Source organism: Streptomyces sp. JHA26 (assembly GCF_002005565.1).
Taxonomy (GTDB): domain Bacteria; phylum Actinomycetota; class Actinomycetes; order Streptomycetales; family Streptomycetaceae; genus Streptomyces.
This window is the reverse complement of the sequence record NZ_BDJC01000009.1, coordinates 34,923-48,572: the sequence shown is the minus strand read 5'-3', so window position 1 is coordinate 48,572 and position 13,650 is coordinate 34,923. Positions and strand designations below refer to the sequence as shown.

Below are 13,650 nucleotides of genomic sequence, written 5' to 3'. Positions count from 1 at the left end.
CACTCGCGACGCCGTCGTTCACCGTGCACGGTAGATGCATCCACCAGGCTCTTGCCGGGGCGTCCGGTTCCTGGACGCCCCCGGGCGGGCGCCGTCGGCCGGTCAGCGCAGCACCAGCTGGGCGAGCGCGACGGTGCCGATCGTCACGACGAGACCCCTCAGGACCGCGGGGCTGAAGCGGCGGCCCACCTTGGCCCCGAGGAAACCGCCGAGCCCGGAGCCGGCCGCGATGAGCACGACGGCCGTCCAGTCGAAGTCCGCCGCGAAGAGGAAGAAGAGCGCGGCGACGGTGTTGACGACGGCCGACAGGACGTTCTTCACGGCGTTCAGGCGTTGCAGGGGCTCGTCGAGGAGCATGCCCATCAGGGACAGGTAGACGATCCCCTGCGCGGCGGCGAAGTAGCCGCCGTAGACGCTGGCCAGCGTCAGACCGCCGAACAACAGGGGACCGCCGTCGCGGCGGGCGACGCCACCGGCCCGTTCGCGCCGTCGGCGCACCGCGGCGGAGAGCCGGGGCTGGAACGCGACCAGGACGAGGGCGAGCCCGACCAGGACCGGCACGATCGTCTCGAACGCGTCGGCGGGCAGGGACAGCAGCAGCGAGGCCCCCGCCAGGCCCCCGAGCAGGGCGCCGGCGCCCAGGGTCAGGACGCGCCGGCGCTGGCCGCGCAGTTCCTCGCGGTAGCCGACGGCACCGCTGACGGAACCGGGGATGAGGCCGAGAGCGTTGGACACCGTCGCGGTGACGGGCGGCAGGCCCGCGGCCAGCAGCACGGGGAAGGTGATCAGCGTTCCCGAGCCGACGACGCTGTTGACCGCCCCGGCTCCGGCGCCCGCGGCGAACACCGCCGCCATGGCCTCCGGCGTCACGCCGCACCGCCCCGGGTCGGCCGGTCGTTCCGCGAGAAGGTGCCCTGTGCATCTGTCACGCGGCCGACTGTACCGACCGGCTCCGACGTGATCCTTTCCGGTCCCCAACCGGACTTCTCCACACGTTTCTTGACGTGAATTCACAAGATCCGGCGATGATACGATCACCGCGTTTGCGGAGCGGTGGATGGGTGAAGGACGGCATCCCCGACTTCAGGGACGGCTCGGGCGGCAACGCGGTGCGGGCGGTCCGTCGGGCCGCCCGCACGGACGGAATCCAGCAAGCCGTCAGTCGCCTGAAGAGAGTCTTATGACGGAATACACAGGGAACCCGCTGGTGTGGGTCCTTCTCGTCGCCCTCGTCGTCGCCGCCGTGCTCGTCAGCCGTCAGCGCAGGGCGGCCCGAGCGCTGCGGCAGGAAGTGCGGGACCTGAAGGACCACTACACGGAGCTGGAGAACGATTACGGAAAGTCCGTGCAGGCGGCCCAGGAACGGGCCGAGGACGAGACGAAGACCGTCCTGAAATCCGCCATGCGCACCCTCCAGGGCCTGGCCGCCGAACAGCAGCTGGTCCTCACCCGGCTCCAGACCAAGTACGGCGACTCCGCCCTGCTGCAGGACCTGCTGGAGATCGACCACACCAACTCGCAGTTCGGCCGGCGCGCCCAGTCCATCGCCGTCCTGTGCGACGGCTGGCTGGGCGGCCGGCGCGACACCGCCTCCGTCTACGACGTCGTCCGCAGCGCCCAGGGCCGGATCCGGCACTTCCGGCGGGTGGAGATCCTCTCCCAGGTCGACTTCGGCATCACCAGCCGGGCCGTCGAACCCGTCGCCCTGGCCCTCGCCGAACTCCTCGACAACGCCACCAGCTACTCCAGCCCGGACACCGTCGTCGAGATCAACATCCGCACCGTGCCCAAGGGCATCTGCGTCGTCGTCGACGACGCCGGTGTCGGCATGAGCGACGAGGAGCGCACCCGCGCCGAGAAGCTGCTCTCCAGCGAGCGCGCCTCGGGCGTGGCGGGACTCGGAAACCCCCCGCAGTTCGGCTTCGCGGTCATCGGCCTGCTGTGCGAGCGCTTCGGCTTCGAGGTGTCGGTGGACTCCTCCTCTCCCTACGGAGGCGTACGCGCGGTCGTCCTGCTGCCGCACGAACTGCTCACCTCCATGCCGGAGAAGAAGGCCCCGGCCCCGGCCACCGCGGGCACGGGCCGGCCGGTCCTGGACGGCGGGCCGGAAGCCGCGCTCACCCCGTCCCGGACCAGCGACGGACTTCCCCGGCGGCGCCGCAAGCGGCCGATGGCCATCGTGCCCGGCGACACCCCGGCCCCGCGTCCCGCCGGCCGCTCCGAATCCGAACAGGCACAGATCATGGGTGCCTTCCAGCGCGGCACGCAGTCCGGCCGCGTCAGCCGGCCACAGGACGCGGACGGCACGAGCAGAACACCTGGTGCAAGCAGCGAAGGACATGGAGTCTCGTGAACGACGATCTGTCATGGATGCTCGACAGCGCCCTGGAGATTCCCGGGGCTCTGCACGCGGTCCTGATATCCGCCGACGGCCTGCTGATGGCCCGGACGCAGGACTTCGACAAGGACGACGCGGACCGGGTCGCCGCCGCGATGAGCGGCGTGCAGTCGCTCAGCCGGACGCTCGCCTTCTTCTGTGAGGACCCGCAACAGGCGTGGCGGCAGACCCTGGTCGAGTTCGACGGCGGCTGGGTGTTCCTGATCTCCGCCGGCGAGGGCGCCTACCTCGGTGTCTCCGCCTCGCCCGAGGTCGACATGGCGGACATCACCTTCCGCATGCAGCAGCTCGTCGCCCAGCTCGGCAAGCGGCTGACGACACCGCCGCGCGAGAACCTCGGCGCCCGCTCATGACCGGCCACGACGACTGGGAGCCGGAAGCCGCGGAATTAGTACGGCCGTACGTCATCACCAGGGGCCGCGGCCTGCCCGACGACGAGCAGCTCTCCCTCATCACCCTGGTCACCGCCTCCGCGGACCGGGCGCAGCGGCCGACCCGGCTGTCCCCCGAGGAACAGAACCTGCTCGACCTGTGTTCCGCCGGTTACCTCTCGGTCGCCGAGATCGCCGGACACAGCCACCTTCCGCTGGGCGTGGTGCGCATCCTGCTGGCCTCCCTCATGGAAGGCGGCTACCTCACGACCCGCCCGCCGGTGGCCCGCGCCCGCCTCGCGGACAAGGAGATACTGGAGGAGGTGCTCAATGGTCTCCGCGCCAAGTTTGGATGAGCGGGCCTACGTCCGCGCCGGGGCGACCCAGACCGCGGTCAAGATCCTCGTCGTCGGGCACTTCGCCGTGGGCAAGACCACTCTCATCGGGTCCATCTCCGAGATCGAGCCCCTGTCCACCGAGGAGACGATGACGCAGGCCGCCGAGTCGGTCGACGACCTCAAGGGCGTCCAGGGCAAGACCACCACCACGGTCGCCATGGACTTCGGCCGTCTGACCATCAGCGACCGTGTCGTCCTCTACCTCTTCGGCACGCCCGGCCAGCAGCGCTTCGTGCAGATGTGGGAGGACATGGCCCGCGGCGCGCTCGGCGCCCTGGTGCTGGTCGACCCCGAACGGCTGGCGGACTCCTTCCCCGTGATCGACCTCATCGAGCAGTACGGACTCCGGTACGCCATCGCCGTCAACCACTTCGACGGCGCCCCGCTGCGCGACGAGGCGGCGCTGCGCGAGGCCCTGGACCTGCTCGACGACACCCCCGTCGTCACCTGCGACGCCCGTGACGAGAGGTCCTCGGCCGCCGCACTGACCACTCTGGTCCGCTACTTGCTGGACCACACCCGCTAGGAACTGAGAGCAACATGGACGCTCACGACACGGCCCCGGTGCCCCCGCCCGGGTGCCCTGCCCACGGCTCCGGCGGCCGGGTACCGCTGTACGGGCCGGAGTTCGCCGCCGCCCCCCAGGCGTACTACGACCACCTGCGCCACTACGGACCCGCCGCACCCGTCGAACTCGCCCCCGGTGTGGAGGCGACGCTGGTCACCGACTACGCGGCGGCCCTGCAACTGCTCCAGGACTCCGGGACGTTCCGCAAGGACGCGCGCCGCTGGCGGGCCTTCAACGAGGGCAGGGTCGGCCCGGACAGCCCGGTCGTCCCGCTGCTCGCCCACCGGAACAACTGCATGTTCTCCGACGGCGCCGACCACCTGCGGCTGCGGCAGGCCGTCACCGACAGCATGGCGCGCGTGGACACCCGCCGGCTGACCCGGAGCACCGAGCAGATCTCCGGCTACCTCATCTCCCAGTTCGCCGCCCGGGGCTCGGCCGACCTGCTCGGTGACTACGCCAGACAGCTGCCGCTGTTCGTGTTCAACGAACTCTTCGGCTGCCCCGCCGACATCGGCGACCGGGTGCTGTTCGGCATCTCCGGCATGTTCGACGGGGTCAACGCGGAGAAGGCGACCGAGGTGCTGTTCCAGGCCGCGGGCGAGCTCGTCGCGCTCAAGCGCGGCAAGCCGGGCGACGACGTCACCTCCTGGCTGATGCAGCACCAGGCCGCTCTCAGCGACGAGGAGATGGTCCACCAGCTGGCACTGTTGCTGGGCGCCGGCGCGGAACCGCTGCGCAACCTCATCGGGAACACCCTGCACCGGCTGCTCACCCACGACCGGTACGCCCGTGAGGGCGGCCTCATCGACGAGGCCCTGGACGACACCCTGTGGGAGAACCCTCCCATGGCGAACTACGCGCCGCACTACCCGGCCGGTGACGTCGAACTCGCGGGACAGCAACTGCGGTCGGGCGACCTGGTGCTGGTCAGTTTCGCCGCGGCCAACACCGGGCCCGCCCTCCGGGCCGCCCGGCAGGCCGGCAGCAACCGCGCCCACCTGGCATGGAGCGCGGGCCCGCACGCCTGCCCCTCCAAGGAACCCGCCCGGCACATCACCGTCACGGCCATCGAGAACCTGTTCAACGAGCTGCCCGACGTCACGCTCGCCGTTCCCGAGGACAGCCTCACCTGGCGGCCGGGCCCCTTCAACCGGGCCCTGTCCACCCTCCCGGCCCGCTTCACCCCGGTACGGCCGGGCCGGAGCTCCGGCCCCCGGAACGGTCCCGCGGCAACCCCGCGGGAGAGCACGGCCGGACCGGCGCGCACGCCCGAACGCGGAGGTATGTGGAGCCAGTTCCTCAACTGGCTCACACGGTGATATCCGCAACATCCGCCCAACCAGCCGCTTTCGCATAAATGTTCAACGGCGCGGGTAGTGAGCACGCGGCTCAAGTTGCTCACGAGTAAAAGGAGGTGTCGTGGACCACATATCCACGAACGCCGCTCTCCCGCCGTCGGTCCCTCCGATACCCGCCCGCACGGGCGGGTATCTTCTTGTCCGCCCGCGACGAGGGACGGGCCGGTGACGGGGGCGTCCACGGGCGGCGGGCTGCCGGACCCCACGACCCTCGGTGCCTTCACCAGCGGTCAGCTGCGAAGACTCGGCGTGGTCGCGGGTCTGTCCGAGGCCGACATCGACACCTACGCCCGCGTCCTGACGGACACCCTGGGGGACCAGGCCGACAGGTCGTTGGCGTTGCCGCCGCCCAACCGCACCTTCCTGTCCGACGACCACACCCCGGTGGAGTTCTCCCTCTCCTTCCAGCCGGGCGCGGCCCCCGCACTGCGGGTGCTCCTGGAACCCGGCTGCGGCGCAGACAGCCTGGCTCACAACGGTCGCGTCGGGCTCGAGACGGTACGGGCGATGGCGAAACGCTGGAACTTCACCACCGGCCCGCTCGACGCGGTCCGGGACCTGTTCCTGCCGCGCTCCCCGCAGGGCCCGCTGGCCCTGTGGTGCGCGCTGGAACTGCGGCCCGGCGGCGTGCCCAAGGTCAAGGTGTACCTGAACCCGGCCGCCTCCGGACCGGAGCGCACCGTCGAGACGGTGCGCGAGGCCCTGCACCGGCTGGGGCACCGGCAGGCGTTCGCCATGCTCCCCGCCGCCGACGGATATCCGTTCGTCGCGCTCGACCTGGGGGACTGGGAGGAACCCCGGGTGAAGGTCTACCTGCGGCACGACAACCTGACGGCCGGGCAGGCCGGGCGGTTGTGCCGCATGGACCCGAGCCCCCACCCCGCCGCGGTCGAGGACTTCTTCCTCACGGCGGCGGGTGCCGCGACCCGGGTGGCGCGGCTCACCGGGCGGCCCGGCCTGACGTGCCACTCCTTCACCGACACCGGCACGGCACGGCCGAGCGGCTTCACCCTGCACATCCCCGTCCGGGACTACGCCCGGCACGACGGGGAGGCCCTCGCGCGGGGCGTGAGCGTGCTGCGCCGGTACGGCGTCGACACCCCCGTGCTCGGCCGGTCCCTGGCCGCGTTGACCGGGCGCCGGCCGGAGGACGGGGTGGGCCTGATCGCCTACCTGGCGCTGGCCCACCAGCAGGACCGCGCGCCGCGGGTGACGGCGTACCTCTCCTCGGAGGCGTACGCGGTCAGACCGCCGGCCGTCCGGGAGGTCCGGGACCCGGTGGCGGTGCACTGAGCAAAGCGCCCGGCACGGCCGAGGGCCCCTCGGCGGTCGTCACCGAGGGGCCCTCCCGGCGCAGGCGGAGCGCGGGGCGGCTACACGTTGAGCGTCTCGCGGAACTCGCTCAGGTACGGGCCCACGTCGACCTGGATCGAGGCGCCCCGGGTCCTGCCGTAGCGCTGGGCGATCCCGTCGAGGTACGCGCCGATCTCCTCGCGCATCTCGTCCTCGCCGGGCAGCACCGCCTCGCCGCCGATGATCCGCGTCACCCACTCCGCCTGGGCCTCCACCAGCCGGGTGATCGCGCCCACGGGCCGCACCAGGCCGACGAAGTACAGACCGGGCCGGCCGGCCGGGACGACCCGCCGGTACAGCTCCACCGAGCCGTCCGGTCCCAGCGGGCAGTCCGGGGGCAGGAAGGGGAAGGCCATGTGGAAGCCGGTGCAGTAGACGACCGCGTCCGCCTCCACACCGGTGCCGTCGGTGAAGACGACCCGGCTGCCGTCGAAGGAGTCGATCGCCGGCTTCGGGGTCACCGCGCCGTGCCGGATCCGGCTGAGGATCTCGTCCGAGAGGGTGACGGCCGAGGAGAAGACCGGGTGGTCGGGTTCGGGCAGCCCGTAGTCGGAGAGCCTGCCCCGCGCGACGAGCAGGGCCTGCTCCACGAAGCGGCGCTGCTCGGCGAAGGACATGGCGGCCCACCAGGGAGCATTGGCGATCTCGTCGACCGACATCCCGAAGAGCTGCTTGGGCACGATGTGCAGTCCCCGGCGCACCGACAGCACGGTCTGCGCGGCGTGCCGGGAGAGGTCCGCCGCGATGTCCACCGCCGACGCGCCCAGGCCGACCACGACGGTGCGCTGCCCGGCGAAGTCGCTGCCGTCGCGGTAGTCGAGGGAGTGCAGGATCCGTCCGGTGAAGGAGGCGGCGCCCGACGGAAGGGGGTCGGGCAGGGCGGGCTCGCTGTGGTGCCCCGAGGCGACGATCACGTGCTCGAACCGACGTGACGACACCTCGCCGTCCGCGTTCCGGCCGGTGACCGTCCACGCGCCGTCCGCTTCCCGGCCGACCGAGACGACCTCGGTGCGCAGCTCCACGCGGTCCAGCACGCCGGCCCACTCGGCGAACGACCGCAGGTAGGCGGCGACATCGCTGTGCCGCGGATAGAGCGGGTACGACGACGGCATCGGGAAGTCGGCGTAACAGGTCAGCTGCTTGGCGGTGTTGAGGTGCAGTGACTGGTACCCCGGGCCGCGCTCACCCGCCTGCGGCTGACGCCAGATCCCCCCGACGTCGGGAGCCTTCTCCAGGCAGACGAACTCGATACCACGGTCGTTGAGGGCACGGGCCACAGCCAACCCCGACAGACCGGCACCGATCACACACACTCGCACGGGTTTTCCCCTCAGGACGGACACGAACCTCCCCCGATCATGCGTTCCTTGCCCATCCGCATCCCCCGGCACACCGGTGCGCACGGTGAACTGCTGTGTCGGTGCTCACGTTTCCCCCGGTCAGGACCGACGGAGGTCCTTCACCCGGCGGATCTTGCCGACCGAACGCTCCAGCGTCCCGGGGTCGACGACGGCCACCTCGACGGTGATGCCGACACCGTCCTTCACCCCCTGACCGATCGCCCGCGCGGCGGCCTCGCGCTGCTCGGGGCCGGCGTCCGGGCGGGCCTCGACGCGGACGACCATGTGGTCCATGCGCCCGCGCTCGGTGAGCTGGATCTGGAAGTGGGGCGCCACACCGGGGGTGCGCAGCACGATCTCCTCGATCTGGGTGGGGAAGACGTTCACCCCGCGCAGGATGATCATGTCGTCGCAGCGGCCGGTGACCTTCTGCATCCGGCGGAAGGCGGGCCGGGCGGTCCCGGGCAGCAGCCGGGACAGATCACGGGTGCGGTAACGGATGACGGGGAGCGCCTCCTTGGTGAGCGAGGTGAAGACGATCTCTCCCTCCTCGCCCTCGGCCAGCACCGCGTCCGTGAGCGGGTCGACCACCTCGGGGTAGAAGTGGTCCTCCCACACGTGCAGTCCGTCCTTGGTCTCCACGCACTCCTGTGCCACGCCCGGGCCGATGACCTCGGACAGGCCGTAGATGTCGACGGCGTGGATGCCCATGCGCTCCTCGATCTCGCGGCGCATCTCCTCGGTCCACGGCTCGGCGCCGAAGATGCCCACCTCGAGGGAGCTGGTGCGCGGATCGATGCCCTGCCGCTCGAACTCGTCGAGCAGGGTGAGCATGTAGGACGGGGTCACCATGATGATCTCGGGCCGGAAGTCCTGGATGATCTGCACCTGCCGGGCCGTCATGCCGCCGGAGGCGGGGATCACGGTGCATCCGGCGCGTTCGGCACCGTAGTGCGCGCCCAGGCCACCGGTGAACAGGCCGTAGCCGTACGAGATGTGGACCTTGTGGCCCGGACGGCCGCCGGCGGCCCGGATCGAGCGGGCGATGACGTCCGCCCACATGGACAGGTCGCCGTCCGTGTACCCGACGACGGTGGGGCGGCCGGTGGTGCCGCTGGAGGCGTGGACGCGCCGCACCTCGGACATCGGGACGGCGAACATGCCGAAGGGGTAGGTGTCCCGCAGGTCGGCCTTGGTGGTGAAGGGGAACCGCGACAGGTCGGCCAGGCTGCGGCAGTCGTCGGGCTTCACCCCGGCCGCGTCGAACTTCTTCCGGTACAGCTCCACGTTCTCGTAGGCGTGCCGCAGGGTCGCGCGCAGACGGTCGAGCTGGAGCTCGCGCAGCTGCTCGCCGGTCAGACGCTCGCCGTCGTCCAGCAGGTCCTGGGGGAGGGGGCGCCCGAGACGGGAGGCGGGGGCCGCGGTGGCCGTCGGTCCGCCGGTCGTCGGTTCGCTGATCATCGCGACTCCTTCGTCGTGCCCGGCGTCCCGTCCGCAGCCGGATCCGCCGCCGTGTCCTTCGTCGAGCCCCGGACGCTGCGGCTGCGTCCGCGGAACTCCGCGATCACTTCCTCGCCGCGCCGCACGGTCACGTCGTAGACGCCGCTGCGGCCGTACCGCGTGCGTTCCTCGGCCCGCGCCACGAGCACGTCGCCCTCGCGCGCCGGGGCGACGAACACGATGTCGGCGCCGGCGGCGACGGTCACGGGGCCGTGGCTGTTGCAGGCGCAGGCGAAGGCGGTGTCCGCGAGCAGGAACAGGTAGCCGCCGTGGGCGATGCGGTGTCCGTTCACCATCGCGGGGGTCACGGTCATGCGGAGCACGGCCGTCCCCTCACCGTGCTCCAGCAGCTCGATCCCGAGACGACGGGACGCCTCGTCCGCGGCGAACATCACCTCCGCCGACGTCCTCGGCCCAGCGGTCTGCACCACGCCATCCACCACCTTGTGTCCCGACCGACCATTCGGTTACCGTGCGGCACGGCCCAGTAATCCAGTCGCATCGTGGCCTGTCAAGAGGCGGACGCCGCTCTGTGCCGCAGGTCGGGAAGGCGGCCGGCCCCGGGGCTTGCCCGGTCCCGGGAAACACGTCAGACTGATACCGAACGAATGGTCGGTAGGGGAGGCTGGTATCGATGACCACGACACACGCCGCCGAGGCGCCGCCCCCCGAGGGGCTGCAGGAGCACTTCGACGCGACGATCGCGCACGACCAGCGGATCGAGCCGCGCGACTGGATGCCGGAGGGCTACCGGAAGACGCTGATCCGGCAGGTCGCGCAGCACGCGCACTCGGAGATCATCGGCATGCAGCCCGAGGGCGAGTGGATCACCCGCGCCCCGTCGCTGCGCCGCAAGGCGATCCTGTTCGCCAAGGTCCAGGACGAGGCCGGGCACGGCCTGTACCTGTACTCGGCGGCCGAGACGCTCGGCGCCGACCGGGCCGACCTCACCGAGCGGCTGATCGAGGGCCGGCAGAAGTACTCGTCGATCTTCAACTACCCCACCCTCAGCTTCGCCGACGTCGGCGTGATCGGCTGGTTCGTGGACGGCGCCGCGATCTGCAACCAGGTGCCGCTGTGCCGCAGCTCCTACGGCCCTTACGCGCGCGCCATGGTGCGCATCTGCAAGGAGGAGTCCTTCCACCAGCGCCAGGGCTACGAGCTGCTGATGACGATGATGCGCGGCACCGACGCCCAGCGCGAGATGGTGCAGGACGCGGTGAACCGCTGGTGGTGGCCGTCGCTGATGATGTTCGGCCCGCCCGACGACGCCTCGCCCAACTCGGCGCAGTCGATGGCCTGGAAGATCAAGCGGCACAGCAACGACGAACTGCGCCGGCGCTTCGTCGACATGACCGTCCCCCAGGCCGAGAAGCTCGGCGTCACCCTGCCCGACCCGGAACTGCGCTGGAACGAGGAGACCGGGCACCACGACTTCGGCACCCCCGACTGGGACGAGCTGACGCGGGTCATCAAGGGCGACGGCCCGTGCAACGCGCAGCGGATGGAACGGCGGCGCACCGCCCACGAGGAGGGCGCCTGGGTCCGCGAGGCGGCCACCGCCCACGCGGCCAAGCAGGCCGCCCGTACGCAGAAGGGAGCGGCGGCATGACCTCCGCGAAGCAGGACTGGCCGCTGTACGAGGTGTTCGTGCGCGGCAAGCGCGGCCTCAACCACGTCCACGTCGGCTCGCTGCACGCCGCCGACGACGCGATGGCCCTCACCCACGCCCGCGACCTCTACACCCGGCGCAACGAGGGCGTCAGCATATGGGTGGTGCGCTCCGAGCACATCGCCGCCTCCACCCGCGACGAGAAGGACCCCTTCTTCGCCCCCAGCGCCGACAAGGTCTACCGCCACCCCACCTTCTACGACATCCCCGACGACGTCCCCCACATCTAGGAGCAGGGCATGAGCGACGACCACGTCTACATGACCCTCGCCGAGGGACACGAGGACGACACCCGCTGGGCCTACGGCACCGGCTTCGAGGACCCGCTGCACGGCGTGGACACCACCGTGCCCGAGGGCGTCGACACCGGTGAACTGGCCGCCCAGTGCGTGGCGCTCGCCGACGACGCCCTGGTCTCGGCGCAGCGGCTCGCCGAATGGGTCACCCGCGCCCCCGAGCTGGAGGAGGAGGTGGCGCTGGCCAACATCGGCCTCGACCTCCTCGGCCAGGCGCGCCTGCTCTACTCCCGCGCCGGCCAGACCGACGGCACGGGACGCGACGAGGACGCCTACGCCTACTTCCGCGACGCGGACGACTTCCGCAACGTACGCCTGGCCGAACTGCCGCGCGGCGACTTCGCGTTCGCCGTCGTCCGGCTGCTGGTGCTCTCCGCCTGGCGCCTCGCGCACTTCGAGCGGCTCGTGTCCCACCCCGACCCGGTCCTCGCGGCGGTCGCGGCCAAGGGCGTCAAGGAACTGACGTACCACCGGCAGTACGCGGCCGAGTGGGCGGTGCGCCTCGGCGACGGCACGGACGAGTCCCACCGCAGGATGCGCACGGCGCTGGAGCAGGTCGCCCCCTACCTCGGCGAGCTGCACGCCGCGTACGACGTGCGCGACGAGCTCACCGACGTCCTGCGCCAGGTCACCGAGGCGGCCGGACTGCCGATGCCGGTGTACCGGCCGCTGCCCGGCTCCGGCCGCGAGGGCGAGCACACCGAGCACCTCGCGCCCCTGCTCGCCGAGTTGCAGAGCGTGGCCCGCGCCCACCCGGAGGCGACATGGTGACCACCCGGCCGGACGCCCGGCACGCCCGGCGCATCGCCGAGCGGGTGCCGGACCCGGAGCTGCCCATGCTGACCCTCGCCGACCTCGGTGTCCTGCGCGACGTCGAGATGACCGAGGACGGCACGGTGGTCGCGAGTCTGACCCCCACCTACTCCGGGTGCCCCGCCATGGCCGAGATGCGGGCGGACGTCGCCGCGCGGCTGCGGGAGGCGGGGTACGCGCGGGTGGAGATCCGCACGGTGCTCAGCCCGCCCTGGACCAGCGACTGGATCACCGAGTCCGGCCGTCGCAAGCTCGCCGAGCACGGCATCGCCCCGCCCGGCGCCGCCCCCCGCGGCGCCGTCCCCCTCGTGCTGTCGCCGACCCGGCGCACGGTGCCCTGCCCCCGGTGCGGTGCGACGGACACCGAGGAGACCTCCCGTTTCGCCGCCACGTCCTGCAAGGCGCTGTGGCGCTGCCGGGTCTGCCGCGAACCGTTCGAGTACGTCAAGGAGATCTGATGGCCCCGACCGCCCCCGCCTCGGCCGTCCCGGCACGCGTCCGCCGCCGTCCGGCCTTCCACCGTCTGCGCGTCGCCACCGTCCGGCGCCTGTGCGCGGACGCGGTCGCCGTCGGCTTCGACGTCCCGGACGAACTGGCCGGGGAGTTCGCCTTCGCGCCGGGGCAGTCGCTCACGCTGCGGCGCGAGATCGACGGCCGCGACGAGCGCCGCTCCTACTCGATCTGCTCACCGGCCGGCTCCTCGCCGCGCATCGGCGTCCGCGTGGTGCCCGGCGGCCTGTTCTCGTCGTGGCTCGTCAACGAGGTACGGCCCGGCGACACGGTCGAGGTGATGGCCCCCACCGGCCTGTTCACCCCCGATCTCACCACCCCCGGCCACCACGTGCTCATCGCGGCGGGCTCCGGCATCACGCCCATGCTGTCCATCGCCGAGTCGGTGCTGGCCGCCGACGACCGCTCCACCGTCACCCTGTTCTACGGCAACCGCCGCACCGACACGGTGATGTTCGCCGACGAGCTGGCCGACCTGAAGGACCTGCACCCCGCCCGCTTCCAGCTCGCCCACGTGCTCTCCCGCGAGCCCCGGGAGGCCGAGGTGCTCTCCGGCCGCCTGGACGCCGAACGGCTCGCGGCGCTCGTCGACGCCCTGGTCGACGTGGAGAACGCCGACCACTGGTGGCTGTGCGGCCCGCACGGCATGGTCCTCGACGCCCAGCGGGTCCTGACCGGCCTCGGCGTGCCCGCGGACCGCGTCCACCGCGAGCTGTTCTACGCCGACGACGAGCCGGTGCGCGAGGCGCGCCACGAGGAGACCGGGCCCGAGGGACCGGTCAGCGAGGTCACCATCACCCTGGACGGCCGGTCCACGACGGCCTCCCTGTCCCGGGAGCGGACCCTCCTCGACGGCGCCCAGCAGACCCGGCCCGACCTGCCGTTCGCCTGCAAGGGCGGCGTCTGCGGCACCTGCCGCGCCCTGGTCACCGACGGCAGGGCCGACATGCGGCGCAACTACGCCCTCGAACCCGCCGAGGTCGACGCCGGCTACGTCCTGACCTGCCAGTCGTACCCGGCGTCCGACACGCTGACCGTCGACTACGACAGCTGACGAGGCGTCACCACGC

The 13,650-nt window shown here is 71.8% G+C and carries 15 protein-coding genes; 11 read left to right on the top strand and 4 right to left on the bottom strand.

Annotated features, from left to right (window positions below):
* Window positions 1–102 precede the first annotated feature (102 nt).
* Window positions 103–855, bottom strand: coding sequence for a sulfite exporter TauE/SafE family protein (locus JHAT_RS07955; protein ID WP_171990803.1), 753 nt, complete (start codon window positions 853–855; stop codon window positions 103–105).
* A gap of 325 nt (window positions 856–1,180) precedes the next feature.
* Between JHAT_RS07955 and JHAT_RS07950 the strand changes: the two genes are divergently transcribed.
* The 6 genes from JHAT_RS07950 (at window position 1,181) to JHAT_RS07925 (ending at window position 6,389) form a co-directional block, all read left to right on the top strand.
* The gene (locus JHAT_RS07950; protein WP_077797341.1) at window positions 1,181–2,353 is read left to right on the top strand and encodes a sensor histidine kinase KdpD; all 1,173 of its coding nucleotides are present in this window, start codon (window positions 1,181–1,183) and stop codon (window positions 2,351–2,353) included.
* A complete protein-coding gene (locus JHAT_RS07945) occupies window positions 2,350–2,751 on the top strand; it encodes a roadblock/LC7 domain-containing protein (RefSeq protein ID WP_077797340.1) in 402 nt (133 codons plus the stop codon). Before JHAT_RS07950 ends, JHAT_RS07945 begins: the two co-directional genes overlap by 4 nt.
* Window positions 2,748–3,125 (top strand): DUF742 domain-containing protein, encoded by a 378-nt coding sequence (locus JHAT_RS07940; RefSeq protein ID WP_077797339.1) that lies wholly within the window; start codon window positions 2,748–2,750, stop codon window positions 3,123–3,125. Before JHAT_RS07945 ends, JHAT_RS07940 begins: the two co-directional genes overlap by 4 nt.
* The gene (locus tag JHAT_RS07935) at window positions 3,100–3,693 is read left to right on the top strand and encodes an ATP/GTP-binding protein (RefSeq protein WP_107481865.1); all 594 of its coding nucleotides are present in this window, start codon (window positions 3,100–3,102) and stop codon (window positions 3,691–3,693) included. The genes JHAT_RS07940 and JHAT_RS07935 overlap by 26 nt, the downstream gene beginning before the upstream one ends.
* A 14-nt stretch (window positions 3,694–3,707) precedes the next feature.
* The gene (locus tag JHAT_RS07930; protein WP_077797337.1) at window positions 3,708–5,057 is read left to right on the top strand and encodes a cytochrome P450; all 1,350 of its coding nucleotides are present in this window, start codon (window positions 3,708–3,710) and stop codon (window positions 5,055–5,057) included.
* Between the two features lie 204 nt (window positions 5,058–5,261).
* Window positions 5,262–6,389, top strand: coding sequence for a tryptophan dimethylallyltransferase family protein (locus tag JHAT_RS07925; RefSeq protein ID WP_077797336.1), 1,128 nt, complete (start codon window positions 5,262–5,264; stop codon window positions 6,387–6,389).
* 80 nt (window positions 6,390–6,469) lie between these two features.
* Here the strand turns inward: JHAT_RS07925 and JHAT_RS07920 are convergent, their stop codons facing one another.
* From JHAT_RS07920 to paaI, 3 genes are all read right to left on the bottom strand, one after another.
* Window positions 6,470–7,768 (bottom strand): NAD(P)/FAD-dependent oxidoreductase, encoded by a 1,299-nt coding sequence (locus tag JHAT_RS07920; protein WP_077797335.1) that lies wholly within the window; start codon window positions 7,766–7,768, stop codon window positions 6,470–6,472.
* Between the two features lie 120 nt (window positions 7,769–7,888).
* Complete coding sequence (paaK, locus tag JHAT_RS07915; RefSeq protein ID WP_077797334.1) at window positions 7,889–9,250, bottom strand: phenylacetate--CoA ligase PaaK; 1,362 nt, start codon at window positions 9,248–9,250, stop codon at window positions 7,889–7,891.
* Complete coding sequence (paaI, locus tag JHAT_RS07910) at window positions 9,247–9,681, bottom strand: hydroxyphenylacetyl-CoA thioesterase PaaI (RefSeq protein WP_107481864.1); 435 nt, start codon at window positions 9,679–9,681, stop codon at window positions 9,247–9,249. The genes paaK and paaI overlap by 4 nt, the downstream gene beginning before the upstream one ends.
* A 242-nt stretch (window positions 9,682–9,923) precedes the next feature.
* On the opposite strand from paaI, the gene paaA reads away from it, so the two are divergent.
* Genes paaA through paaE form a run of 5 tightly spaced genes read left to right on the top strand, consistent with a single transcriptional unit; the run spans window position 9,924 to window position 13,634 of the window.
* The gene (gene paaA, locus JHAT_RS07905; protein WP_077797332.1) at window positions 9,924–10,901 is read left to right on the top strand and encodes a 1,2-phenylacetyl-CoA epoxidase subunit PaaA; all 978 of its coding nucleotides are present in this window, start codon (window positions 9,924–9,926) and stop codon (window positions 10,899–10,901) included.
* Complete coding sequence (paaB, locus tag JHAT_RS07900) at window positions 10,898–11,191, top strand: 1,2-phenylacetyl-CoA epoxidase subunit PaaB (RefSeq protein WP_077797331.1); 294 nt, start codon at window positions 10,898–10,900, stop codon at window positions 11,189–11,191. The genes paaA and paaB overlap by 4 nt, the downstream gene beginning before the upstream one ends.
* Before the next feature lie 9 nt (window positions 11,192–11,200).
* Window positions 11,201–12,028, top strand: coding sequence for a 1,2-phenylacetyl-CoA epoxidase subunit PaaC (gene paaC / locus JHAT_RS07895; RefSeq protein ID WP_077797330.1), 828 nt, complete (start codon window positions 11,201–11,203; stop codon window positions 12,026–12,028).
* Entirely contained in the window at window positions 12,022–12,528 is a 507-nt protein-coding gene (gene paaD, locus JHAT_RS07890) for a 1,2-phenylacetyl-CoA epoxidase subunit PaaD (RefSeq protein ID WP_077797329.1), read from the top strand. Before paaC ends, paaD begins: the two co-directional genes overlap by 7 nt.
* A complete protein-coding gene (gene paaE / locus JHAT_RS07885; RefSeq protein WP_077797328.1) occupies window positions 12,528–13,634 on the top strand; it encodes a 1,2-phenylacetyl-CoA epoxidase subunit PaaE in 1,107 nt (368 codons plus the stop codon). Before paaD ends, paaE begins: the two co-directional genes overlap by 1 nt.
* Window positions 13,635–13,650 lie beyond the last annotated feature (16 nt).